The 25257-nt window shown below is 45.1% G+C and carries 19 protein-coding genes; 8 read left to right on the top strand and 11 right to left on the bottom strand.

Going from position 1 to position 25257, the window contains the following annotated elements:
- The first annotated feature begins 208 nt into the window (after nt 1-208).
- The 3 genes from pepA to AC27HD_RS09895 all read left to right on the top strand — a co-directional run bounded on the left by pepA (nt 209) and on the right by AC27HD_RS09895 (nt 5044).
- Nucleotides 209-1714: a leucyl aminopeptidase gene (gene pepA / locus AC27HD_RS09905; protein WP_032097563.1), complete on the top strand. Its 1506-nt coding sequence runs from the start codon at nt 209-211 to the stop codon at nt 1712-1714.
- A 6-nt stretch (nt 1715-1720) separates the two neighbouring features.
- On the top strand, nt 1721-2143 hold the full coding sequence (locus tag AC27HD_RS09900) for a DNA polymerase III subunit chi (protein WP_032097334.1): 423 nt from the start codon (nt 1721-1723) through the stop codon (nt 2141-2143).
- Nucleotides 2144-2269: 126 nt separating this feature from the next.
- A complete protein-coding gene (locus AC27HD_RS09895; RefSeq protein WP_487105427.1) occupies nt 2270-5044 on the top strand; it encodes a valine--tRNA ligase in 2775 nt (924 codons plus the stop codon).
- A gap of 230 nt (nt 5045-5274) precedes the next feature.
- Here AC27HD_RS09895 and AC27HD_RS09890 read toward each other — a convergent pair whose 3' ends face one another.
- The 5 genes from AC27HD_RS09890 to AC27HD_RS09870 all read right to left on the bottom strand — a co-directional run bounded on the left by AC27HD_RS09890 (nt 5275) and on the right by AC27HD_RS09870 (nt 11794).
- Nucleotides 5275-7989 carry an ATP-binding protein gene (locus AC27HD_RS09890; RefSeq protein WP_487105425.1) on the bottom strand — a complete coding sequence of 905 codons (2715 nt, stop codon included), beginning with the start codon at nt 7987-7989 and terminating at the stop codon, nt 5275-5277.
- Between the two features lie 31 nt (nt 7990-8020).
- Nucleotides 8021-9304: an ABC transporter substrate-binding protein gene (locus AC27HD_RS09885; RefSeq protein ID WP_487105423.1), complete on the bottom strand. Its 1284-nt coding sequence runs from the start codon at nt 9302-9304 to the stop codon at nt 8021-8023.
- 102 nt (nt 9305-9406) lie between these two features.
- The gene (locus AC27HD_RS09880) at nt 9407-10450 is read right to left on the bottom strand and encodes a choice-of-anchor H family protein (RefSeq protein ID WP_487105422.1); all 1044 of its coding nucleotides are present in this window, start codon (nt 10448-10450) and stop codon (nt 9407-9409) included.
- 156 nt (nt 10451-10606) lie between these two features.
- Complete coding sequence (gene rraB / locus AC27HD_RS09875; protein WP_487105420.1) at nt 10607-11029, bottom strand: ribonuclease E inhibitor RraB; 423 nt, start codon at nt 11027-11029, stop codon at nt 10607-10609.
- A gap of 39 nt (nt 11030-11068) precedes the next feature.
- Entirely contained in the window at nt 11069-11794 is a 726-nt protein-coding gene (locus tag AC27HD_RS09870; protein ID WP_487105418.1) for a 1-acylglycerol-3-phosphate O-acyltransferase, read from the bottom strand.
- 352 nt (nt 11795-12146) lie between these two features.
- Here AC27HD_RS09870 and AC27HD_RS09865 point away from each other — a divergent pair, with 352 nt between their 5' ends.
- Complete coding sequence (locus tag AC27HD_RS09865; RefSeq protein WP_487105416.1) at nt 12147-13289, top strand: HD domain-containing phosphohydrolase; 1143 nt, start codon at nt 12147-12149, stop codon at nt 13287-13289.
- 52 nt (nt 13290-13341) lie between these two features.
- Here AC27HD_RS09865 and glnG read toward each other — a convergent pair whose 3' ends face one another.
- The 4 genes from glnG to glnA form a co-directional block, all read right to left on the bottom strand.
- Nucleotides 13342-14751 (bottom strand): nitrogen regulation protein NR(I), encoded by a 1410-nt coding sequence (gene glnG / locus AC27HD_RS09860; RefSeq protein ID WP_487105414.1) that lies wholly within the window; start codon nt 14749-14751, stop codon nt 13342-13344.
- Nucleotides 14741-15826, bottom strand: coding sequence for a nitrogen regulation protein NR(II) (gene glnL, locus AC27HD_RS09855; protein ID WP_032097341.1), 1086 nt, complete (start codon nt 15824-15826; stop codon nt 14741-14743). Before glnL ends, glnG begins: the two co-directional genes overlap by 11 nt.
- Before the next feature lie 125 nt (nt 15827-15951).
- A complete protein-coding gene (locus tag AC27HD_RS09850) occupies nt 15952-16542 on the bottom strand; it encodes a DUF4124 domain-containing protein (protein WP_487105412.1) in 591 nt (196 codons plus the stop codon).
- 116 nt (nt 16543-16658) lie between these two features.
- Nucleotides 16659-18068, bottom strand: a complete 1410-nt coding sequence (glnA, locus tag AC27HD_RS09845) for a glutamate--ammonia ligase (RefSeq protein WP_032097343.1) — start codon at nt 18066-18068, stop codon at nt 16659-16661.
- Between the two features lie 453 nt (nt 18069-18521).
- Between glnA and typA the strand changes: the two genes are divergently transcribed.
- From typA to AC27HD_RS09830, 3 genes are all read left to right on the top strand, one after another.
- On the top strand, nt 18522-20351 hold the full coding sequence (gene typA, locus AC27HD_RS09840; protein ID WP_487105410.1) for a translational GTPase TypA: 1830 nt from the start codon (nt 18522-18524) through the stop codon (nt 20349-20351).
- 289 nt (nt 20352-20640) lie between these two features.
- Nucleotides 20641-21018: a response regulator gene (locus tag AC27HD_RS09835; protein ID WP_487105408.1), complete on the top strand. Its 378-nt coding sequence runs from the start codon at nt 20641-20643 to the stop codon at nt 21016-21018.
- Nucleotides 21019-21352: 334 nt separating this feature from the next.
- Nucleotides 21353-22504 (top strand): MalY/PatB family protein, encoded by a 1152-nt coding sequence (locus AC27HD_RS09830; protein ID WP_487105406.1) that lies wholly within the window; start codon nt 21353-21355, stop codon nt 22502-22504.
- 234 nt (nt 22505-22738) lie between these two features.
- Here AC27HD_RS09830 and AC27HD_RS09825 read toward each other — a convergent pair whose 3' ends face one another.
- Nucleotides 22739-23935 (bottom strand): Nramp family divalent metal transporter, encoded by a 1197-nt coding sequence (locus tag AC27HD_RS09825; protein WP_487105404.1) that lies wholly within the window; start codon nt 23933-23935, stop codon nt 22739-22741.
- A gap of 220 nt (nt 23936-24155) precedes the next feature.
- Here AC27HD_RS09825 and AC27HD_RS09820 point away from each other — a divergent pair, with 220 nt between their 5' ends.
- Complete coding sequence (locus AC27HD_RS09820) at nt 24156-24854, top strand: UPF0149 family protein (RefSeq protein ID WP_487105402.1); 699 nt, start codon at nt 24156-24158, stop codon at nt 24852-24854.
- A 22-nt stretch (nt 24855-24876) separates the two neighbouring features.
- Here the strand turns inward: AC27HD_RS09820 and AC27HD_RS09815 are convergent, their stop codons facing one another.
- Nucleotides 24877-25068: a hypothetical protein gene (locus AC27HD_RS09815; RefSeq protein WP_487105400.1), complete on the bottom strand. Its 192-nt coding sequence runs from the start codon at nt 25066-25068 to the stop codon at nt 24877-24879.
- Nucleotides 25069-25257 lie beyond the last annotated feature (189 nt).

Below are 25257 nucleotides of genomic sequence, written 5' to 3'. Positions count from 1 at the left end.
TTAAACTTACCGTTTTTACAAGTTTTGCCTGCAATCATAAACCGTTTGCATGATGTTTTGACGCAAAATTGGCCTATGTTTATTGGCAAACGCGTTAATTGCAGTGAACTAAAAAGTTATGCTGCGTATTAAAACATAAAGCAGCGCGAAACGTTACGTGATTTTAGTCATCGTGCAAACTATAAACGACGAAAAGCGAGGTAATATCGTGGAGTTTAGTGTAAAAAGTGGCAGCCCCGAAAAACAACGTAGTGCCTGTATCGTTGTAGGTGTCTTTGAACCACGCCGATTAACGGCAGTAGCAGAGCAGCTTGACGAAATTAGCAATGGCTACATTAGCAACCTGTTGCGCCGCGGCGACCTTGAAGGTAAAGCCGGGCAAATGTTGCTACTGCATAACGTACCAAACGTATTAAGCGAGCGTGTGCTTCTTGTCGGTTGTGGCAAAGAGCGAGAGCTAGACGAGCGCCAGTACAAAAATATTATCGCTAAAACAATTCAAACACTGAATGAAACGGGTTCAATGGAAGCGGTGTGCTTCTTAACCGAGCTTCATGTAAAAGGTCGTGATACCTACTGGAAAGTGCGTCAAGCAGTAGAAGCTACTGAAGACTCTCTTTACACTTTTCTACAGTTAAAAACCAAAAAAGGCGAGCCTCGCCGCCCACTGCGTAAAATCGTGTTCAATGTGCCTACACGTCGTGAATTGACAGTAGGTGAGCGCGCAGTAGATCATGGTCTAGCTATCTCTCGCGGTGCTAAAGTCACCAAAGACGTGGCTAATATGCCGCCAAATATCTGTAATCCAGACTATTTGTGGAAACAAGCCCAAGAGCTCGCGAGTCGTTATGACAGCGTTACGGCTGAAGTGGTGGATGAAACGCAAATGGCCGAACTAGGCATGCAGGCGTATTTGGCTGTAGGTCGCGGTTCAGAAAATGAAAGCATGATGAGTATTATGCATCATCGCGGCGGTCCTGCAGATCAAGCGCCTATTGTACTGGTAGGTAAAGGCCTTACTTTTGATTCCGGTGGTATTTCAATTAAGCCAGGCGAAGCCATGGATGAAATGAAATACGACATGGGCGGCGCTGCCGGTGTATTGGGAACCATGCACACCATTGCTGCGCTGAATTTGCCAATCAACATTATTGGTGTGCTGGCTGGTTGTGAAAATATGCCCAGTGGCAACGCCTATCGCCCTGGCGACATACTGACTACTATGTCGGGACAAACCGTTGAAGTACTTAACACAGACGCCGAAGGTAGGTTGGTATTGTGCGACGCGCTTACCTACGTAGAGCGTTATGAGCCAGAGTTAGTCATTGATGTAGCAACGCTCACTGGCGCGGCAATTATTGCGCTAGGTCATCATGCTACGGCGGTCATGAGTACGCATAACCCTCTTGCACATGAACTGTTAAATGCTTCTGAGCAAAGTTCAGATCGTGCGTGGAGACTGCCGCTATGGGATGACTATCAAGAGCAGCTAGAAAGCCCGTTTGCTGATATGACAAACCTAGGTGGACGACCTGCAGGCAGTATAACTGCTGGGTGCTTCTTGTCCCGCTTTACGAAAAAGTACAACTGGGCCCACCTGGATATTGCAGGAACAGCATGGCGCAGTGGCAAGAACAAGGGCGCCACCGGACGCCCAGTACCTATGTTGTCACAATTCTTGATGAATCGTGCCGACATTAAGCTAGAGGATTAATCTTCTATGCCACAGGTTATTTTTTATCAACTCAGTGCTAGCGACAACGGCGTAACGGGTAAAGCCAGTGAAGTCGTTGCTAACGCTTTTGCTAATAAACAAAAAATTAGCGTGCTTTGTGATACACAAGCACAAGCAGAAGAAGTTGATGAATTGTTGTGGCAACTACCGGCGAACCGTTTTGTTCCTCACAACCTTTATGGTGAAGGACCGCAAGCGGGCACGCCGGTAGAAATATGCTGGCAGCCTGAGCAGGTTGCCAGACGACAAATGGTGGTCAACGTGGGTTCAGGGATGGTGTCATCGCCTAACCAGCACCGCCAAATCATCGATTTTGTGCCCGTGGATGAAAATGCTAAACAAGCAGCGCGGGTGAGATACAAAAACTATCAGCAAGCTGGATGTAATATGCAGTTTAAGTCTGTGTGACTTAGCGTACTTGGTACCGCTTATTCAACGCAAATCTATACAGTGCATGACTAGATTTGAGCGAAACAACAAAAATCGCCTACAGTCGTCAACTTTTTTACATCAGCTTTTAAACGAGAGTCAGTAATGGATAAAACCTTCGAACCGCAGTCTATTGAGCAGCAATGCTACCAAAAATGGGAAGAGGCGGGTTTATTTAAAGCATCTGGTAGCGGCGACCCCTATTGTATTCTTCTTCCTCCACCGAATGTGACGGGTAGCCTGCACATGGGGCATGGTTTCCAGCAAACCATTATGGATGCACTTACTCGCTATCACCGCATGAAGGGCGACAATACCCTATGGCAGGTGGGTACCGACCACGCTGGTATTGCTACGCAAATGGTGGTTGAACGCCAGCTAAACGCTCAGGGCAAAACTCGCCACGATCTAGGTCGAGAAGATTTTATTAAAAAGATCTGGGAATGGAAAGAACACAGTGGCGGCACAATCACTAGCCAAATGCGTCGATTGGGCACCTCGCCAGACTGGTCTCGCGAAGTCTTTACTATGGACGATGACCTTTCAACAGCAGTAACCGAAGTGTTTGTAAAACTGCACGAAGAAGGGCTTATCTATCGCGGTAAACGCTTAGTTAACTGGGACCCTGTTCTTCACACCGCCGTTTCTGACCTTGAAGTGCTAAACGAAGAAGAAGACGGCCATATGTGGCACATGCGTTATCCTCTTGCCGATGGCAGTGGTGAGCTTGTGGTAGCCACAACCCGCCCCGAAACCATGTTAGGTGATACCGCAGTAGCCGTTCACCCTGACGATGAGCGTTATCAAGATTTTATCGGCAAAGACATTAAGCTGCCTATTACGGGCCGTTTAATTCCTATTATTGCTGATGATTATGTAGATATGGAATTTGGAACCGGCTGTGTAAAAATAACGCCGGCTCACGATTTCAACGACTATGACATGGGTAAGCGTCATAGCCTTGCCATGATCAATATTCTCACCGACGATGCTAAGATTAACGAAGAGGCGCCAGAGGCGTATCGCGGTTTAGATCGCTTCGATGCGCGCAAACAAATTGTTGCCGACCTAGACAGCCAAGGTGTATTGGTTAAGATTGAACCGCATAAACTTAAAGTGCCTCGTGGGGATCGCACCGGCGCGGTTATCGAACCGTATCTTACCGACCAGTGGTATGTAGCGGTAGAGTCACTTGCTAAGCCAGCCATTGAAGCTGTTGAAAGTGGAGAGATTCGTTTTGTTCCAGAGAATTGGAACAAAACCTACTTCCAGTGGATGAACAACATTCAAGACTGGTGCATCTCTAGGCAGCTGTGGTGGGGACACAGAATTCCCGCATGGTATGACGAAAGCGGCAAGGTATATGTAGGACGCACAGAAGAAGAAGTGCGTGCAAAACACAGTCTTGGCCATGATATAACGCTTTCCCAAGATAACGATGTACTTGATACCTGGTTCTCAAGCGCATTATGGCCATTTGCAACAATGGGATGGCCTAAAGAAACCCCTGATTTAGAAACGTTTGTTCCTTCCTCAGTATTGGTAACTGGCTTTGACATTATTTTCTTCTGGGTAGCCAGAATGATCATGATGACGAAGAAGTTTACCGGCAAAATTCCGTTCAAAGACATCTATATCACGGGTCTTATTCGCGATGAGAGCGGTGATAAAATGTCGAAGTCAAAAGGCAATGTACTTGACCCTATCGACCTGATTGACGGTATCGACCTCGAGTCGCTTGTTGAAAAGCGCACAGCCGGAATGATGCAGCCTCAGCTAGCAGAAAAAATTGTGAAGCGCACCCGCAAACAGTTCCCTGACGGCATTCATGCCTACGGAACAGATGCACTTCGTTTCACGTTTGCTGCAATGGCATCCACGAGCCGTGACATTAATTTTGATATGTCTCGCGTTGAAGGTTACCGCAACTTCTGCAATAAAATTTGGAACGCATCGCGCTTTGTATTAATGAATACAGAAGAGCACGATACCGGCGCTAACGGCGGTGAGATGGTACTGAGCTTGGCCGATCGATGGATTTGGGCGAAGTTCCAGCAAACTCTCGTTGAATTTGAAAAGGCATTGTCTGAATACCGTTTTGATATTGCAGCGCAAACAATTTACGAGTTTACGTGGAATCAGTTCTGCGACTGGTATTTGGAATTGACTAAGCCGGTATTGAGCAACGACGCGAGTAGCGAAGCTGAAAAGCGCGGAACCCGTCATACGCTCATCAATGTGTTAGAAAGCCTTTTGCGTTTAATGCACCCAATAATGCCATTTATCACTGACACTATTTGGCAGCGTGTAGTGCCTTTAAGTGCGCTTAAAATAGAGGACGGTGCTAGCATCATGGTGCAACCGTTCCCAGAAGTAGACACCGCTAAGCAAGACGATACTGTTCTCGCTGATATTGAATGGGTTAAGAAGTTTATTGTCGGTATTCGCAATATTCGAGGGGAAATGGATATTTCACCGAATAAGCCGCTAAACGCGTTGTTGAAGAATGTCAGTGATTCTGATGCGCTACGTTTAGACGCAGCGAAAGGCTTCTTAGACAAACTGTCTAAGCTTGAGAGCGTGACTATTTTAACCAAAGACGATACTGCGCCAGCGAGTGCTACCGCATTAGTGGGAGAGATGGAAATTCTTATTCCCATGGCAGGGCTGATTGATAAAGATGCTGAGCTTGCTCGTATCACTAAAGCCATGGAGAAAGTAGAAAAAGACGTGTCTCGAACTCGCGGAAAGCTGGGTAATGAAAAGTTTGTCAGCAATGCGCCTGAAGCGGTTATTGAAAAAGAGCGCGCAAAATTAGACGAAGGTGAAAAGGCACTGGCTAAGCTTAAAGAGCAGTACGATACTATTGCTGCACTCTAAGTGAATGATTCAGCTAACGAATATTCAGATTAGTTAAACGACGTTTGTTAACGCTAAGCCTTTTTAAGGCTTAGCCCCTTTAATGCTTAGCCCCTTTAATGCCTATACGACGTTTACCTTTGCCTTAAAGGCTCAGTACTCGTGTTAGTCAGTACGCTAAATAAGCCATAAAAAACGGGGCCACTGTACGCTATACGTATACAGTCGGCCCCGTTTTTATATATAAAAGCTTAAATGCGATAGTCGTTTTTGCTATCCCCGTCGTGAGCTCTATCCGTTAGGAATTGCGCAAGTTTCACGGTTAGCGCCTTTTGTTTGATAGGCTTAGTCAGATAGTCATTCATTCCTGCATCAATGGCATTTTGTTTATCTTCTTTCATCGCATTAGCAGAGAGGCCAATGATGACAATGTCGGTAAAGCCTTTTGCCCTAAGTGCTTTGGTCGCCTCGTAACCGTCCATAACCGGCATTTGAACATCCATTAGAATAAGGTCGTATTCCGAAGAGTTTTCAATTTTGCGAAGGGCTTGTTTACCATCTTCAGCCACATCAAAGGTTAGCCCTACATTGGTCAGCATTTCACCCGTTACAAGTTGATTGATATTGTTATCCTCTACAAGAAGAACATGTCCTTCAAAGAGTACGTTTTTCTCTTCATTCTCTTTGTCTTTGACGACCTGAGATTTCTCAGATGTGTCTTTTGTTATCACCTGCTTAATAAACCGCTCAAATTGAACCGGTGTAAACGGATGCATAATAAGCGGATTGTCCCAAAGGGAGGCATATTTTGCTTGCAGCGCACTACCCGCACTTTCCATCACTAGGCCCACAGATTTACCTTCTTCAACCAGCGTTTTAAACCAGCTTAAATTTTGTCTGAAGGTAGCAAAGTCGGGGACATCAATAAGGATATGCGCGGGTAGATTAGCCCTATTTTTCCCTTGCTCAATCGTCACAATTGACTGTGACGAAAGCTGAACATGTTGAATATAAGCTTGAGGTAGCAGTGTGGAGTCAGTCACATATAGACTGTCATGAGGTAACGCTGGGGTTTGATGCAACACGCCTTTCTGCTGATTAATCACTTTAAGCGGAAGGGTGATAACAAATTCGCTGCCTTTACCTAAGGCTGATGTGGCGTGCAGTTCGCCGTGCATGAGTTCAACAAGTTGGCTCACAATGGCTAAGCCTAGGCCCGTTCCGCCATAGGTTCTATTTGTTGAGCCGTCTGCTTGCGTAAAGGGTTTAAATATTCTGCCAAGCTGGGCTTGGCTCATACCTATGCCAGTATCAGACACTCGCATAGTCAGATTGAATACGTCACCAGAATCACTTAAAGCACCGTCAAAATCTATTTCAATGCGCCCTTGCTCGGTGAATTTAACCGCATTATTACCTATATTCATGATGATCTGAGCAATGCGTAAAGGGTCGCCAACAATTTGTGAATACAGAGAAGGATTAACTGAAAAGCGAACTGAAAGGTTTTTCTCTTTCGCCCTAAGCGCTATTACGGCAATTAAGTTATCAAACAGTGAATGAAGGGAGAAATTCACTTCTTCAATCTTTAATTCGCCTGCTTCAATTTTTGAAAAATCTAAAATATCGTTAATCACGCTTAGTAAAATTTGACCGGAATAGGCGGCTTTATCAAGGTAATCTCTCACCGTACTGCTGAGGGGCTGCTTTTGAGCAAGTTCGATTAAGCCAATAATGCCATTCATAGGAGTACGAATTTCATGGCTCATGTTAGCTAAAAAGATGCTTTTTGATGCGGTGGCCTGTTCCGCTTTAAGCTTTGATATTCTCAGTTCATGATTAAGACGCTCTTGTTCAACGTTTAAATTTTGTGCATCTTCTAGTAGCTTTTGGGTCTGCCTGTTTTTATCGCTAAATACCATCGCGGCTCTCGACAGTTTGCCGATTTCATCAATGCGTTTGCTACCGGGAATATTTTCAATCTGCACATCTTGAGAGAGCTTGTTAAAAACACGGGTAATAGACTGAATAGGCCCAAGTATTCTTACCATGGTAAAAATGGCGGCTATAAGGGCTAATAAAATTGAAACTAACGAAAATAGCTCACCGTTTTTCTGGGTTCTTGCTGCAAGTTCATAAGTTTGCATAGTGATAGCATCAGACTGTGCCGATACGTTATTTGCTAACTCGCCGCTTAAGTACAGAAACTCTCTCGCCGAACCAGCCATCACCACATTAACTAAAAACAAATTTCCTTGAGTAATTTGAGTCAGGGTTAAAAAGTCGGCTTTAAGTCTATCCACTCTTGCAGTAATACGCTCAGCTGAGCTATCACTCTCTGTCTTCACAATTGAGGCAAACGGGCGCAGTGCCTGGTTAAAGGCGTTAACAAAAATGATATCTGGTTTTTGCAGATACTTAAGTGTGGCGTTTTCGGCAAGAATGAGCTGGCTTTTAATCTCGTTAAAAGTAGTAACGCTTATTTCGCCTTGCTCTACAAGCCGAGTTGTGAGGTTTTGTAAGGCAATAATGTTGGCAAGGGTGCCCTCAGAGACTAAGTTATCGCGCTTTGCTCGAGCGTCAACAACTTGAGAAAAGTTATCCTTGTACGCATCGAGATGCTCATGCATTCGAGTAAGTACATGATTCTCGTCGGATTCTGAATACACGATGTTTGATTGCGCTAGCGTGTCGAGCTTTACATCTATCGAAGCCATTAAACGGGTGAAACGGGTAATGGCTGATGAGCTAGCATTTTCTTTAAAGATCAGCACATTTCGCTGTAGGTCGACTACATCACGTTCTAGTTCTTTTACAGTGCCTACCGCAGTAATTGCAGCGCTGGCAGAGTCTACCCCCCGATTTAATACTACTTGGTTCTCATGGGCGATATAACTTTGAACAAGTATCAATGCAATAAGTGCAGCAAGAACGATAACAAGCTGAGTTCGTATTGAGGATAGCATGTAGCGCGAAAGCCTTATTTTTGTTTATCGACTAAGAGGTAATAAATTCGTACCACTTTTGTAGGCTGTATTCATAGGTTGGCATTACTGTATTCCAAACTGCCACATTACTAAAGCGATTTTCGTAACTGCCACCGGTTCGTTGCGCTCCTTTTAAAACACTTATCTTACCGTCTGTCCCGGTGAGGTTAGAGGATGCGGGTTTACCTTCATACCAATAATCCCACTCAGCACGAGATAGGTATTTCGCTGAACGCTGAGGATTAGAGATATAGTACCCCTGTCTGGCGATAAATGCGCCAGGCCAGCCCGACAACCACCAGTTCATATATTCATAGGCTACGTCTTTACTACGCCCCGTGGAGGAAGAGGAGAGGCACATCACGCCATGCCATCCGCGATACCCTTCTTTAGGCGCAGCAAAGGTGACTGGTATATCTTGCCCATTGAGTGCTGAAACCGCAGGCGAAAACATACTTTCAATGGCCACTCTGCCACTTTTCATAAACTGTACCGATTCCGGCACGGAAGTCCAAAAGCCGTTAAAATGGTTAAGCTGCATCAGCTCAATTAGCACGCTGAACAAGTTATCAAGTTCTTGCTCGGTCATGGCGCCCACATCGTTGAATGTTACAAAGCCTTTAGCTTGGGCGGCTAATGCTAAGTCGAAAAGTCCAATAGTGGGGTCGTTAACAATAGCAACGCTTCCCGAGTAACGGCTATCTAGCAGCCATCCCCAGCTTTCAGCTTCGCCCTGCATATCTTTAGGTAAACGTCTTCTATCGTAACCAAAAGAATCAACGTTGTGTACGTAGGGCAGGAAGCTTACTTTATCAGTAGAGTTAGCACCCAAAGTACCATCATTTTGAATATTTAAAATTTTATGAGGGGCATCTCCTGCTCCCATTCGCGCATTCGCAGTGAGTTTGCCTGTTTTAGACAGATCGTTAATTTCTTCCCAATACCCAATGCGCTTTTTCTCAATAGGCTGAATAGCACCTGCGCGCCACAGTACGCCGATACTATTAGACCATTGCTCGTACAAATCGAAAGAAGTAGGGTCCATCGATGCTTTTTGCAGTACGGTTGCACTGCCGCCGGGCTCAAACTGAATATTGATACCCAAATCTTCCATTGCTTGCTGTCTTATGGCCTCCTGAAGCGTTACGTGGGTTCCCATTACCTTAAGCGTGGGTTTAGGCTTACCAATGGCAAATGGAGTAACTCCGGCCGTAATGCCAAGAGCGAGACTTCCTTTGATCACGCTGCGGCGAGTGAAGACAGATGGTGTACTTTTACTTTTCTTCTGCGTCATGTCCCTACTATCACTTTCAAAGCATTAACTTTTTGTAGTGTGGCACTGATTTCTTAAACTTACCAACGGGTTTTGAAACTAGGGCATGTCCTAGTGTTTAAGTCATTTTCGCAATGCACCGGCTGGTAAAATTCTCAGCCCTGCTGCGCTAATAATAAAACAAAGCGCGATCCACGACATCGAGCCACCGTGTTCTTCAACAATGACGACTGTGTCTTCTACAATATACTCGTTCGTTTCACTTTCTAGCGGTACAAAAGCAAACTCAGCGTTGTCGTAGCCGTCAGAAAACGCCACAAGCTGCTCAGTTTGGGCATCGTATAATTCCAGTAGAATATCGTAATCGTAAGATTGAAATCCCGATACTAAGGTACTTTCTATAACAAAGCTGTCGCTTGAGTCTTCGCCATAAATAAAGAATTCTGATGACACATGGATAGCGTCATAAACGCCGTTTTGACCTAAATAAAGTACTGCATAGACAGGCGCATCGACAAAAATTGTGTCGGCATCAAATTCCACCGAAAACGTAGAGAAGTAGCCGTCGTAATCTAAATCATGCTGCAGGCTTAACCAGCTATCGTAAATCCAAAACTCGTTCACACTGCTAATGACAATATCACTTGATGATTTTGTTGTGTTTGCATGCTGCTCAACACGGGCAGCTTGTTTTGAGCCAATGGGTGAGGTGTTTGAAATACTCAGTGTAGAGACGGCGTTAGCTTCAGCGTCGCTCTCATAATTGCCAGGCTGAGTTGGCAACGCTTCAGCGTTAGCTTGGCTTGGGGCAGGAGGCGCCTCTTTAGCGCTTTCTTGCTCGCTTACTTGATCACTTTTATCGTCTACGGCTGCTTGCTCTGCCCCAATATAAGGCTGGTTGTAGCGGTACTCTTTAGACGTTACCGTTTTTTTAGCAGAGGTGCTTTCTTCATTACTTTGAGCAGCATGTTCCGCAGTATTTGCTGCATGTACGTATGCCACAGGCAGTGCTAAAAATGTAAGTGCTGATAATACTTTTAAAAGGGGAGCGCTAACGCCTAGCTTGCTTTTACTATTAATGGCGCTGCTATAAGAGCTGTTGCTGCATGGGTTACTTCTATAAGAAGCAGCTTTGGGTGGTGCGGTGACAACAGATAATAATTTCATGTGTACATCCTTTTCCAATCAATAATGACACTGTCATTGTTAACGGAAAAAGATGAACCAAAGCTGAAGCAAAACTTAATAGAAAGTTTTACGGTTAGCTAGCGCTTTCTCTACCTATAAACGCTAGCGAGTTACCGTGGGTAAATAGAGTGCGTGCTAGTCATTTAAGTGGTGGTGTTCGTCTTCACTTTCACCTTCACCTTCACCGTCCATTACGCCATCTTCGCGAGGCTCAAAATAGGTGCCCCAACCGTCGTAGGTAACATCGTGCTTGTCGGCTATCTTTAATAGCTTATCAATGTCTTCGTTAAGCACGCTGATATCGAGTTTACGTTCCACGACGGCGTCGAAGCAAAATACTTCCTCACCATCGTCTAGCACTAATTCTTCGGCATCAGAAACCTCAAAGCCTGCTTTGAAAGCATCTACTGCTGCTTTTTCTAGCACATCGAAGTCGGTACTCGCAAAATGATGTTCAATGGCGTAATCGGCATCGGCTTGGCTGCCATCTTCTAGCAGTGCATCAATCGTTTCTTGATTGAATTCATACCACTCTTCTCTTTCGTCAAATTGATTCATTTTTTCGGCCTAACCTATGCGTTGAAATTGGCTGCAAGTTTACCTGCTTTTCTCTAAATCATCGACCTGCTCATTCAACTGTTCGAACTTTTCTTTCATTTGCTCGTTAAATATTCCCATCCACTCTTTAATAGAGTGCTCTTCTGTTAAAGGCTGGGGAGCGCTAATGTCGATAAGAACAATACCGTTGTTCCACTTATTCCAGCGAACCTTCTTGTGTAGGTTACTCGCCGTCACCATCACCACTGGCTCATTGGTGGTTTTTGCCAAACGAAACGCGCCTTGTTTGAATGGCAAAATTCCTCGGCCATTACTGCGGGTGCCCTCTGGAAAAAGCCACACTGAGGTTTTCTTTTTGGCAATACGGTTTGCAGCGATATCGAGGGTGTTTCTGGCTGCGCCAGAATTTTTGCGGTCTATCATGATGTTGCCTGATAGCCAGTATATTTGACCGAATATGGGGATCCACTTGAGGCTTTTCTTGCCAATGGTAACAACCCCGGGGAGTGCGGCTTTACAAATGGTCATTATGTCGAAACTATTTTGATGATTCGCGATAAACACATAGGGCTCATTCAGTTTCACCGCTGGGTCTCGTTTAATAATAATTGTTAAGCCCACAACCTTGGCCATTTGAGAATACAGTGCTCCAGCGGCCTGAACGTTATCTTTGTGAAACGGGCGTAAAATACAAACGAATAGCAGCAATAGGTTAATAACCAAGAATGCGATAAGAAGAATGGGAATACGGAACAATGCTATCAAAACAACTCCTAGCGAATAATTGTGCGCGCAGTATAGAAGAAATTTCAGCGTACACTTGTCCGATGAGTTTTTATAGTGAAGTTTCTAATCTAGTCTACACTTAACGGCTGCGCCTTGTGACTTTGTGCGTTATATAGGTTTAGCTCCACATGGGTGTATTTCAATGTGTTTCTAAATCAATCAAGGTAGCAAGCCGCTTAAATTCAAAATCATGCCGTCAGCAAAAGTAAACACGGCCTAAGCGAATTGCGTAAAAACGATGTTTTATCACCTTTAGTATGAAGCATTTTTATCGATAGCCCATTACAATAGAGAAGAACGTGCAGCCTAACCGTAGTTGGTACCAATAAGTATGTTGACATTTACCCCTGACGAACTAGAAGAAGATATTCTTGCAGATCTCATGGAAGAAATTAACGAACTCTATGAGTCAAGTGAGCAAACGTTAATCGAACTTGAGTTACGCCCAGCAGACAACGAATTGCAACGGGCTCTGTTTCGCTCAATCCACACTATTAAGGGCGACTTAGGGCTAGTTAACTTTTCTCCTATGATCCCACTTCTGCAGCACGTGGAAGACTTACTCGACTTTCTTCGCAAAGGCCAGGTTGATTACACCAGCACCATGAGCGACCTTGTTCTGTTAACCATGGACAGGGTGAAAGCGTTTGTTGAAGAAGTGATGCAGCGGGGTAAAGCTGACTATGACAACACGCTTCACGAGCAGCTAGTGCTTGCGATAAGTCGAGTTTCACCTGAAAACTCAACTGAACACGAGCGCCTGCTTACCGACGCAGTATTACTGTTAAATCCGGCTCTCGATGTAGCAAAAAATGACAGCACTGCGACGACCGCAGGCCAAGCAAAAGCCCCAGTACTGGCATCCACGGGTATTCCAAAAGACATCAGCAGTGAAAAGAAGCAAGATGTCTTGTTTTTTAGAGAGCTAATGCAAACGGTAGAGCGCCGTTCAAACTTCTGGGCGGGTAAGGGCGATCGCATCGCTAAACTGGCTATGTATATCAACGACGTTGCCGATAATATCATTGATGAAGACCAGCTTGCGGTGGCCAGCTATGTTCACGACTTTGGCATGGCGTTTATGCCCATGAAGTTGCTCACCAAGGGCGATACCTTGAGTGAAAATGAATTTAATTTGATGCGTTCTCACGTTTATAAAAGTGCCCGATTGCTGGAGCATTTAGACGAATGGGATGTAGCGAGAAAGATTGTTATGCAGCACCATGAGCGTACGGATGGTTCAGGATACCCTCTGGGCTTAAAAGAAGACGATATCTGTGAAGGCGCAAAACTGTTGGCAATTATTGATACGTATGATGCCCTAACGCATGCTAGAGCGCACAGTGAAGACAAAGTAATGTCGAAAAAAGACGCGGTTATTCATATCAACAAACAAGCGAAAGGCCAGTTCAGTATGAAGTGGGTACGCTTATTTAATCAGGGCATGACGGGATTATTAACAAAAGGGCATTAAGCCCTTTTGTTACTCTAAAGTAGACTATAAGAAAACGTTTGAGCAATGTGCCCTAGTTAATCCCAAGCTCTTTTAATTTACGAGTAAGCGTATTGCGTCCCCATCCCAATCGCTTGGCCGCCTCTTGTTTGTGACCGTGGGTGTGTTGAAGCGCACGTTCTAGCATCACTTTTTCAAATGTCAGCATGGCATCGTTTAATATGTCATTGCGGCCATCTCTTAGCTGTTTGTCTGTCCAATTAGCGAGAAGCTCGGGCCAGTCGCCCACGGTTGCGGTAGCGGTTTCGACACTACCATCGCTGTGAATTTCAGGGGGTAAATCGCTCGGTATGACTTCCTGCCCGCTAGCCATTACGGTAAGCCAGCGACATACGTTCTCTAGCTGCCTAACGTTACCAGGCCACGGTAATTGCGACATAACTCGCTCCGCGTTTTTGCTAATGCTTTTGGCGTCAACATCGAGCTCTTTTGCTGCGCGACGCAAAAAGTGACGAGTCAGCAGCGGAATATCTTCACGGCGCTCAGAAAGTGAGGGCAGGTGCACACGAATTACGTTGAGACGATGGAATAAATCTTCGCGAAACTTACCTTCAGCAACCCTAATTTCTAAATTTTGATGGGTTGCTGCAATAATTCGCACATCAACGCTCACCGATTGATGACCACCAACGCGGTAAAACTGGCCATCAGCTAGTACCCTTAAAAGCCGGGTTTGCACGTCTAACGGCATGTCGCCAATTTCATCGAGAAACAGAGTTCCACCATCGGCCTGTTCAAATCTTCCTTGGCGAGCTGCTTGTGCACCGGTAAATGCCCCTTTTTCGTGCCCGAATAATTCAGACTCTACGAGGTCAGCGGGAATGGCTGCCATGTTTAATGCAATAAACGGCTTGCTTGAGCGTGGACTGTGTCTGTGAAGGGCGTGAGCAACAAGTTCCTTACCTGTTCCAGATTGTCCGTTAATGAGCACACTGATTGATGAGCGCGAAAGTCGGCCAATAGCGCGAAAGACTTCCTGCATTGCCGGGGCTTCACCAATGATTTCAGTGACCACTTCATCAGGCTGTACCTTAGTGGCTGAAGACTGCTCTCTGGAATGGTCCAATGCACGCTGGGTCAGTGTTACCGCTTCATCTATATCGAAGGGTTTGGGTAAATACTCAAACGCACCTTTTTGGTAAGCGTTCACCGCGCTGTCTAAATCTGAATGCGCAGTCATAATAATAACCGGAAGCAACGGATGAGAGCTGTGTACTTCATTTAATAACGTCATGCCATCCATCTGCGGCATACGTATATCCGATATAATCACTTCAGGGGCTTGACCGCTTTGGATTTGACGCAGCAAGTCTTCAGGGTTTTCAAAACTTAAGCAGCTAATATCAGCTGCCTGTAAGGCTTTTTGCAGCACCCAACGAATAGAACTGTCATCATCGACAATCCATACTGATTCATTCGTCATCGCCTGTCTCCTTGCTGTTAATTGGAATGTATATCACGAATTTTGTATAACCCGGGTGGCTATCCACATCTATCTTGCCGCCGTGATGGTTAATAAGGGTTTGCGATATTGATAACCCTAAGCCCGATCCATTCTGCTTACTGGTTACCATGGGATAAAATAACGTGTCCTTGATATCTGCTGGAATACCCGGCCCGTTATCGATAATTTTTACTTTAGCCACTAATGCATGGCGCTCAGACTGAATGGTCATCTGGCGCTCGATACGCGTGATCAATTGAATTTCTGGGTTTGGCGTATTGTGCTCGTTTAACGCCTGAATACTGTTTCTGACGATGTTCAATACTGCCTGCTGAATCATATCCGGATCGATTCTTAAATCGGGAATGCTCGGATCGTAATCCCTAATAATTGATATTGGATTTACTGAGTCTACCAACATCAGGCTTCGAACTTTCTCTAGTGCTTGATGAACGTTACTCATCTCGAAGCGGGGTAGGGAGTTGGGGCCTAATAATCTGTCTACTAATGTGCGCAAGCGATCAGATTGCTCAATAATCATACGGGTGAATTCTTTATGCTGCTCGGGTAGCTCTTTTTCTAGAAGCTGGGCTGCGCCGCGGATGCCCCCTAACGGATTTTTGATTTCATGGGCTAGGCCTCGCACGAGCTCTCGCGCCGCATAATGTTGAGCGTTTTGCAGGTTTTCACGGGTAATTCGCTTTTGCTGATCAATCTTCTTAACTTCAAAAAGTAGGCCGGGGCCATTTGCCGTAGTGATATTTGTTACGGTTAAATCAACAGACACGTAGCGGTTATCTTTAAACGCGAGCTTTATTTCGTTTTCAGTAAAGTCTTCGCCTTTTCTTATAGCCGCTTTAAGTCGTGTGGTTTCAATAGTATCAGGCAAAAAGAAGTCTGGCAGAAAGTGCCCTTGAAGTTGTTTCATGCCTGTTTCAAATAGCGCCTCACCCGCATGGTTGGCGTAAACAATGCGAAGGCTACTATCAACGGTAACGAGCGCTGTGTTTAAGCTATTTAATAGCAGCTGTGTCTCTGACTCGGTAGATACCATCCGAGCATGTCTCCTTTGCACCAAGTTTGTGCATTGTAGCGTACAGCTAAGAAGACCGCCTCGGATTCTCTCAAAAATTATTTTGAATGAACCGCTGTGGTGCGCTTGTTTGTAAGGACTGCACGCTAGTTGTTATTAATAAACACCGATGCCTGATGTAGGTAAAGGGTTTGTATAGGAGACGATGCAAGAGTCTTGCCCGTATTGTTGGTGAGTTCAACTTTATAATCGTGTGCCCCACGATTGATACCTTCTAGCTTAAATATGCCCGAAGAATTGCGCTGAATTGGGGCGCCATCAAACACTAAGCGATACAAAGGCGCCTTTGATGCACTGTTTTGCGACGCTTTTATTACAAAGTCTCCCGCATTGTTTCTAATTGTGGCTTCGGGAGCGGGACTGATAATACTGACGCTGTAGTCTGGCTTTTTCTTTGTAATTTTACTTTTTTGTGGTTTAGGTACTTTCATTGCAGACACCACGTTGCGGGTCTTTACATCGAGTTCAACGATATCTGCATTAGGTGGTGGCGTATCGGTATAGGTCACTGAGCCGTCTTCGTTAACGACCTTATATATTTGTGGGGCGCTTTTAGCGGGTGGCTGTTCTGGTGCTTTTTGAGCATCCTGCCATGCGAGTGCGCTTTGCATACTCAGGAGCAAGCAGCATGACGACAACGATAAAAGCTGCAAAGCGCGTTTTGTTAGATGAGTCATGTAAGTTATTCCTGAAAGTAGTGTGTCTTCATAATAGATAATGTTTGGACAATAAAAAAGCCCGCATAAGCGGGCTTTGATAGTTGTTCTAATAAAATATCTGTGTAGATACGATATTAAACGCTGTAGTACATGTCGAACTCGATAGGGTGAGTTGTCATGTTAAGCGTTGTGACTTCTTCTGACTTAAGATCGATATACGCATCAATCATGTCATCTGTCATTACGCCGCCAGCAGTAAGGAACTCACGGTCACTATCAAGTGCGTCTAGCGCCATTTCTAGTGAACTCGCCACTGTTGGAATTTCAGCTGCTTCTTCTGCCGGTAGGTCGTACAAGTCTTTATCCATTGCATCGCCAGGGTGGATCTTGTTTTTGATACCGTCAAGGCCAGCCATAAGCATTGCAGTAAATGCAAGGTATGGGTTACCTGTTGGGTCAGGGAAACGAACTTCGATACGGCGTGCTTTGTCGCTTGTTACATAAGGAATACGAATAGATGCAGAACGGTTACGTGCAGAATAAGCAAGCATTACCGGTGCTTCGAATCCAGGTACAAGACGCTTGTACGAGTTAGTTGATGCATTAGCAAACGCGTTAATTGCACGAGCGTGCTTAATGATACCGCCAATGTAGTACAGCGCTTCTTCAGACAGACCAGCATACTTGTCGCCCGCAAAGATGTTTTTGCCATCTTTAGAGATAGACTGGTGACAGTGCATACCAGAACCGTTGTCACCAACAAGTGGCTTAGGCATAAAGGTAGCTGTTTGGCCGTATGCGTGTGCCACATTGTGAACTACATACTTGTACACTTGAATTTCGTCGGCTTTCTTAACAAGAGTGTTAAATTCACACGCGATTTCGTTTTGACCAGCAGTCGCTACTTCGTGGTGATGCGCTTCAATAACAAGGCCCATCTCTTCCATAACCATACACATTGCAGCGCGGATATCGTGTGCTGAATCTACTGGAGGTACTGGGAAGTAACCGCCTTTCACACCTGGGCGGTGGCCCATGTTTCCGCCTTCAAACTCTTCGCCTGAATTCCACTTTGCTTCTGATGAATCAATTTTGTAGAACGAACCCGCCATGTCAGTGTGGAAGCGAACGTCGTCAAACAAGAAAAACTCTGGCTCTGGGCCAAAGAATACTGTGTCACCGATACCTGTTGATTTAAGGTACTCTTCTGCGCGGCGAGCAACAGAACGTGGGTCGCGCTCGTAACCTTCCATAGTAGTAGGCTCAACGATATCGCAACGAATGTTAACTTGCGTTTCTTCTGCGAAAGGGTCAACTACGCAGCTGTCTGCGTCTGGAAGAAGAACCATGTCAGATTCGTTGATACCTTTCCATCCAGCGATTGAAGAACCGTCGAACATTTTTCCTTCTTCAAAGAAATCGTCATTAACTTGGCTCGCAGGAATAGATACGTGTTGTTCTTTACCTTTAGTATCAGTAAAACGTAAATCGATAAACTTCGCTTCGCTTTCTTTAATCAGCTCTAATGCCTTTTCTATTGACATCGTGTCCTCCAGGTTTAATGTAAAAATGCAGAGCGATCAGGCTCGCTCCAACAGTGAAAATGTGAAAGCGATAATCATGCCATCTATCCAACCGCCGTATTTTGTGACGTGAGAAAGGATAGATACTGAATTTATGATCCCTGCTGCACTATTTTGGTGCTAAATAGCTACCTTTTGGTGCATTGCGCAGGCGCCTAGAGATTTAGACTAGAATACTTTTTCATCCCTTGCCACCGTTTTTCTAGTGCGCGCGGATTTATGGTGAGAAGTAAATCGGGCTAAAAGCCTTTAAAACCATAAGATAACTGTAAACATTCACTGCAAAGTGAAAAAAGATGCGCAAACGGCGCGTTTTTTCTGTACAATCCGCGCAAAATTTCCATCTGCATTTTTGCACGAAATCTCATGCATACCGTGTTGGTATGTATCGATTTATACAGGCTCTATATAAGCATGAATACCACTGATATAAGTAAGTTGCGTAATATCGCAATCATCGCCCACGTTGACCACGGTAAAACTACCTTGGTAGATAAGCTTCTTCAGCAATCTGGAACGTTGGAATCTCGCGGCGTACAAGAAGAGCGCGTTATGGACTCGAATGACATCGAGAAAGAACGTGGTATCACCATCTTGGCGAAAAATACTGCAATTAACTGGCAAGATTACCGTATCAACATTGTTGATACTCCTGGACACGCTGATTTCGGTGGTGAAGTAGAGCGTGTAATGTCAATGGCTGACTCAGTGCTGCTGCTTGTTGACGCCCAAGAAGGTCCAATGCCGCAAACGCGCTTTGTTACTCAAAAAGCGTTTGCTCAAGGCCTTAAGCCTATTGTTGTTATCAACAAAATCGACAAGCCAGGCGCTCGTCCTGATTGGGTAATGGATCAAGTATTTGATTTGTTCGATAACCTTGGCGCTACTGATGAGCAGCTTGATTTCCAAGTTGTTTATGCTTCTGCACTAAACGGTTGGGCGTCTAACGATGCTGACACACCGTCAGAAGATATGACACCGCTTTTCCAAACTATTGTTGACCAAGTTGCTGCACCAGATGCTGATGCCAACGGTGGTTTCCAAATGCAGATTTCACAGCTAGATTACAACTCGTATGTGGGTGTAATCGGTGTAGGTCGTATCAGCCGCGGTTCAGTTAAAACTAACCAACAGGTCACTATCGTTACTGCTGATGGCAAAACTCGCAACGGTAAAGTTGGCCTAGTCTATGGCTACCTTGGTCTAGACCGTCACGAAGTAGAACGCGCAAGCGCTGGCGACATCATCGCTATCTCTGGCCTTGGTGAACTTAAGATTTCTGATACCATTTGTGACGTTAACGCCGTTGAAGCGCTTCCTCCATTATCGGTAGATGAGCCAACGGTTACGATGACGTTCCAAGTCAACACGTCTCCGTTTGCAGGTAAAGAAGGTAAGTACGTTACCTCACGTAATATTCTAGAGCGTTTACAAGATGAGCTAGTTCACAACGTGGCGCTACGTGTTGAAGAAACAGCTGATCCGGATAAATTCCGCGTATCAGGTCGTGGTGAACTTCACTTAGGCATACTGATTGAAAATATGCGTCGTGAAGGCTACGAGCTTGCCGTTTCTCGCCCAGAAGTAATTCTGAAAGAAGAAGACGGCAAAACAACTGAACCGTTTGAAACACTGACCGTTGACTGTGAAGAACAGCATCAGGGTTCTATTATGGAGCAGCTTGGTCTTCGTAAAGCAGAAATGACTGATATGTCTCCAGATGGCAAAGGTCGTGTTCGAATCGACTTCGTTATTCCAAGTCGTGGTCTTATCGGTTTCCAAACAGAATTTATGACAATGACGTCTGGTTCTGGTTTGCTATATCATTCATTCGATCACTACGGCCCTTACAAAGGCGGCATTATTGGTAAGCGTAAAAATGGTGTTCTCATTGCCAACGCTAACGGTAAAGCACTAACTAACGCATTGTTTAACCTTCAAGAACGTGGTCGTTTGTTCATCGGTCATGGTGTTGAAGTTTACGAAGGTATGGTTATCGGTATTCACAGCCGTGACAATGACCTAACGGTAAACGCGTTGAAAGGTAAGCAGCTTACTAACGTTCGTGCCTCTGGTACTGATGAAGCGCAAACACTTGTACCACCAATCAAAATGTCTCTAGAGCAAGCTTTAGAGTTCATCGATGAAGATGAATTGGTAGAAGTTACGCCTGTATCTATTCGTATTCGTAAGAAGTTGCTTACAGAAAACGAACGTAAGCGTGCATCACGAGCGCCAAAATAGTTAACGCGATAATCTCATCGCTTAAACGTTAAAAAATGCCAACCTAGTGTTGGCATTTTTGTTTTTGCTTCTCTGATATTTGAATGCACGGTGCTTAAAACCATAACGTTTTAAGCCATGATGTTTGAAAGCACGGCGTTTGACAGTACGATGTTTAAAAGCGCAGTGGCTGAAATAATTGGCAAACTTCTACCAAAGGCGAGTAGCCATTTTGGCTATTTGACCCTACACTTTAAGCCATTGTTGCTATGGACTGCCTGACTAAAGGGCATTTTTTGAGAGGTTTGTAATGCTATCTGTCGCTGTTATTGAAGATGATCTCATCACTCTCGATTTAATCACTGTCACTCTTGAAACTGAACTTAATGCGACGGTTTATCCATTTAGCAGAAGCAAATTGGCCCGAGACTTTCTGTTACAGCAGACCCCCGATTCCCTTAATCTGGTTATAAGCGACCAGGTCATGCCTGATTATGACGGGTTGAGCCTGTTAAAGGTATGCCGTGCGAAAGGGTTAGATATTCCTTTTCTGCTGATAAGCGCCGACCCGAATAAGGCGCTTGTGTTAGCGGCTGTAAAACTGAAGGTCGCTGGCTTCCTCGCTAAACCAATTAGAATGGAAGAACTTGTGGCAACGTCTAGCAAAGTGACCTCAGCGTTAAACTAGACAACAGCCCCAGCGAGAAAACAGCCATGAGCCAAGTAACAGCCCTGAGCGAGAAGACAGCCCTGAGCCAAATAACAGCCCTGAGCGTTTAAAAAACCATTAGCTAAAAAAATCTGAGCGCTAAAAAAGCCCCCATGCAAATACTGAAATCTGAGATACATAGGTTCAGTGCATATCTACAAAAGACCTACAGTAGACCTCGATACGCTCCATTACTTTCCAGCTAGTCCTAATTAAGTACAAATTGTTATAGGGAAACTTGTTGTTTGCCCTAGTTTCTCATGATGCAAAAATTTACACTCAAGTCATAACTTTCTCGGCAACAGGATGTAGTGTGAGCGCATTATTTGATAATACTCCTTCTCGTAAAGATACCCATTCATTTAAATGGCAGAAATATAAAGGCAAAGACATTATTCCGGCTTGGGTAGCGGATACTGAATTTTCTTGTGCCCAGCCCATACTCGATGCTATTTCGGCGCAAGTAGCACATGGCAACATGGGGTACATGCTTCCTGCACAACATACCAGTGCTATTAATGCAGTAGTACGTTGGCTTAAAGAGAAGCACGATTGGCATATTGAACCTGAGTGGTTGGTATGGACGCCAGGCGTGGTGCCGGCGTTTAACACAGCGTGCAAAGCATACTGCAGTGCGGGTGACAAAGTACTCATTCAAACCCCTAACTACCCACCGCTTTTAGCTGCTCCTAAGCTTAACGGGTTAGAGCGGGTGGATATTGGTACGGTTATCGACACAGAAAGTGATGGTGATAGTCCCCGTCACACACTCGATTTTGATGCCCTTGAACGCGAAGCTGCCGACCCAAAATGTACGCTCTTCATTTTGTGTAACCCCATGAACCCTGTAGGTACGGTGTTAACGCAAGCGGAAATGGATCGAGTTGCTGATATTTGCAGTAAGAACAATGTGAAACTATGTTCTGATGAGATTCATTGCGACCTCATTTTAGAGGAAGGGAAGAAACATATTCCAGCCGGTCGCGAAGCGTCACTCGCTGACAATAGCGTTACCCTTATGGCGGCAAGTAAAACGTTCAACATTGCAGGTCTTGGAACGTCTTTTGCCATCATTCCAAATAGAACTCTTAGACAGTCATTCACTAACGCGGCTGCAGGCATTGTCCCATGGGTCAATGTGATGGGTTTAGCCGCCACTGAAGCAGCTTTCACACAATGTGACGACTGGCACGAGCAAGAACTCGACTACCTTCGTGGCAATCGAGACAGAGTGTTTGAGGCTATCAATAATATCGACGGGCTTAGCATGCTTAAAGCGGACGCTACCTTTTTGGCATGGGTCGATGCAAGTGGGCTTGGCGTTGACAATGTGCAAACGTGGGCAGAACAAAAAGGCGTGGGTCCATCTCCGGGCATAGACTTTCACAAGGCTGACCATTTTCGAATAAACTTTGGCTGTAGTCGTGCCATGCTAGACGATATATTGGCTCGTCTGGGCGCTTGAAAGATTATATAAAAGAGCGTTTAAGAAGAACGTTTAAAAAGAGCGTTTAAACTAGCCCTCACGCTATAAGTTCAACGAAGAAAGCCTTGTCATAGCGACAAGGCTTTCTTTTTTGGTGATACTGAGTTGCGTGAAATTGTGTTGATATCACGTTGGCATAAATCGCTGCGCCCGTTGTGTCTCAGTTGCAGCTAAACCATTTATTACGGTCAAAGCGCTTTTATAAAAAGTAAGCTAGCTAAAAACGTTGATCAATTTATAGCAGCCCAAGCCCACAACAGTGCTCACCACAATAATACCGGCAGCATTGCTCTTCCAAGAGTTCTTAAACGCGCCCAAAGCCTGACTTTTATTCATAACTACCAGTAGAAAAATAGCGATAACGGGAAGTAACAGCGCGTTAGTCGCCTGGGCGAACAATATGGCTGGTAAAGGTTTAAAACCAAGAGCGGCCACACTTACTCCAACCAAAATAATCACCATCCACACCGCTTTGAAGCTTTTGCTTTTCATGTCATCGCTTAAGCCTAATGCACCTGTTACGGCATAGGCCGCAGCTAACGGTGCGGTAATCGCGCTTGTTAAACCCGCTGAGAACAAGCCTAAGGCGAAAAACCACTGCGCTTTATCGCCAAGAACAGGCTTTAACTGTTCACCCATATTACTAGCATCCATGGTGGCGGCTTGATTGAAAAATGCCATCATGGCGGTTGCCATTACAATAAGCGTGATAAGGCCGCCCATGCTTATGGCTCTTGCTGACTGGCTTCGACAGGCCACAACCGCCTGTTGCTTATCTTGTCCCTTAGATGATTTAGCAACAAGACTAGCGTGTAAAAACAAATTGTAGGGGACGATGGTTGTACCGATTAACGCCAGCACGGTAGTAATGGCATCGCTATTAAGTTTAGGTGATGTTAACTGGCTGAACATAGCCGAAAGGTCGGGTTTGGCTACGAGTAGGGTTATTAAAAATACCCCGGCCATAATAAAGACTAAATAGACCAACACGGTTTCTATCCACTGGTAGCTACCAGAGTACAGCAGAATAATGGCAATGGCGCCTAAAATACTGGCCCAGGGGCCAATACCAATACTGACAAATGCATCAAGACCAATAGCGGCTCCTGTTAAGTTTCCAGATTCGTAAGCGGCATTTCCTATGCCAATGGCACTCACAATAAGCACAACAAATACGGTTTTAAGCCACGGCTTATAGGCCATATCTTTCATAGCACCGGCAAGGCCTTGACCAGTTGCAACACCGAGTCGAGCGGCCATATCTTGCAAAACAATCGTTGCGAAAACAGAAAAAATCAGCGCCCATACAAGATGAAAACCAAAGTTTGCGCCTGCTAAACTGGCGGTGGTAACAGTGCCGGGGCCAATAAAGGCGGCTGCGATGATATATCCTGATTTATCTTTTGCCATTTGCAACGACTCTTAGTTATGTTTTGATAGGGCGTGTTGAGTTTTGCTGTGCATTTTGCAGCAAAGCTCAACACGCCCCAGTATGATAACAGCTAGACAGACAATAGGTAGACTGGCCCTAGACATAAAAAGCAGTCTGCGCTATTTGATATCAGTGTTAAAAAAGGCGCGCAGCCTAACGTTTCAAAAATCATAACGCAAACGAAAATGAGAAGACGCCGTGAATGAGTCATTACCAATAGAAATTATAAAACCTGTAATAGAACAAGACAGTTTTCGCAGCGTGTTACCTTGCGTAGAGAAGGTGGATGGAATGATCTTTGCCGTTGCTGCATGCCCTGAAATTCCGATGCCAGAACAATGGATGCCCTGGCTTATTCAAAGCGGCTCTAGTCGACTAGTAGACAGCGATGTGGATATTTTGGCCGATACACTGATGAATGGCTTGCGTTCTCATTTAGACTATATGCGTCAAGGTCGTATTGCATTGCCGCCTTATTGTATGGAGGGTGTTGAGTCTAAAGGTGATACCAAAAGGCCAAGCTATGCCCTATCACAATGGCTAACCGGTTTATTGTTCGTTCACAGAAACGTGGAATCAGTATGGCAAAACGCGTGGCAACAAGCAGAAAAAAAGGAGAGCAATGCTGAAACGGGCTCAAGTGAGCCACCGGAGGCACGACTCACGCGGTGTTTGAAGATGTTTTCAACGCTGGCGAACATAGAGTTAGCGTATCAGCAAAGGCGTGCAGAACAAGTCGCTCAACTTAGTGAGAACTTGCCCTTACTTATGCAGCAGTTACCTGCACTACTTAAAGACTACACCAACCTTGCCGGTGATTTAGCGTGCGCTCTGCCCAATCAGTTCGAAACCTTTAGTAAGTCAACGGAGAATAAGCCAACGGACAATCAGTCTTAGGTTACAGCCCTTGTAGCGACAGCTAGCGATGTCGTTGTTGAAGGCATTTGTCACTGAGTGTTTGTTTGAGTGTTGAGGTGTAGGTATCGAGCGCTATTTTCGCCTCTTCGTACTGCTGATTAAGTGATAGCGAGTTGGGCTCACGCATAAGGGCTTTAAATGCAATGTCGGTTTGCTTCAATAACTCTTTCAAGTGTTGATTACTGTCGTCCATGGTCTTCCCTGTATTTTAGCGTTACGTACGAACGTGAAGTTCGTGTTCCTAAGGCATTGCTGCAAGTGATGTAGTAAGAGGGCAACGTGCCCTAGTCACTGTCAGCCTCCTTATCATAGACCCAGAATTTGAGTATGACACTGTAATTGAACGCATTACGCTGCAATAAATCGAACTTTCTTCATCCCA

Source organism: Alteromonas sp. 4NS20-0143 (assembly GCF_057542855.1).
The sequence above is the reverse complement of the archived record's forward strand: the minus strand, read 5'-3'. Positions and strand labels throughout refer to the sequence as shown.

Bases quoted from the DNA above. Each gene is read 5' to 3' on its own strand.
- AC27HD_RS09900 (WP_032097334.1), top strand. From the start codon at position 1,721: ATGCCACAGGTTATTTTTTATCAACTCAGTGCTAGCGACAACGGCGTA.
- AC27HD_RS09895 (WP_487105427.1), top strand. From the start codon at position 2,270: ATGGATAAAACCTTCGAACCGCAGTCTATTGAGCAGCAATGCTACCAA.
- AC27HD_RS09890 (WP_487105425.1), bottom strand. From the start codon at position 7,989: ATGCTATCCTCAATACGAACTCAGCTTGTTATCGTTCTTGCTGCACTT.
- AC27HD_RS09885 (WP_487105423.1), bottom strand. From the start codon at position 9,304: ATGACGCAGAAGAAAAGTAAAAGTACACCATCTGTCTTCACTCGCCGC.
- AC27HD_RS09880 (WP_487105422.1), bottom strand. From the start codon at position 10,450: ATGAAATTATTATCTGTTGTCACCGCACCACCCAAAGCTGCTTCTTAT.
- rraB (WP_487105420.1), bottom strand. From the start codon at position 11,029: ATGAATCAATTTGACGAAAGAGAAGAGTGGTATGAATTCAATCAAGAA.
- AC27HD_RS09865 (WP_487105416.1), top strand. From the start codon at position 12,147: ATGTTGACATTTACCCCTGACGAACTAGAAGAAGATATTCTTGCAGAT.
- glnG (WP_487105414.1), bottom strand. From the start codon at position 14,751: ATGACGAATGAATCAGTATGGATTGTCGATGATGACAGTTCTATTCGT.
- glnL (WP_032097341.1), bottom strand. From the start codon at position 15,826: ATGGTATCTACCGAGTCAGAGACACAGCTGCTATTAAATAGCTTAAAC.
- AC27HD_RS09850 (WP_487105412.1), bottom strand. From the start codon at position 16,542: ATGACTCATCTAACAAAACGCGCTTTGCAGCTTTTATCGTTGTCGTCA.
- glnA (WP_032097343.1), bottom strand. From the start codon at position 18,068: ATGTCAATAGAAAAGGCATTAGAGCTGATTAAAGAAAGCGAAGCGAAG.
- typA (WP_487105410.1), top strand. From the start codon at position 18,522: ATGAATACCACTGATATAAGTAAGTTGCGTAATATCGCAATCATCGCC.
- AC27HD_RS09835 (WP_487105408.1), top strand. From the start codon at position 20,641: ATGCTATCTGTCGCTGTTATTGAAGATGATCTCATCACTCTCGATTTA.
- AC27HD_RS09825 (WP_487105404.1), bottom strand. From the start codon at position 23,935: ATGGCAAAAGATAAATCAGGATATATCATCGCAGCCGCCTTTATTGGC.
- AC27HD_RS09815 (WP_487105400.1), bottom strand. From the start codon at position 25,068: ATGGACGACAGTAATCAACACTTGAAAGAGTTATTGAAGCAAACCGAC.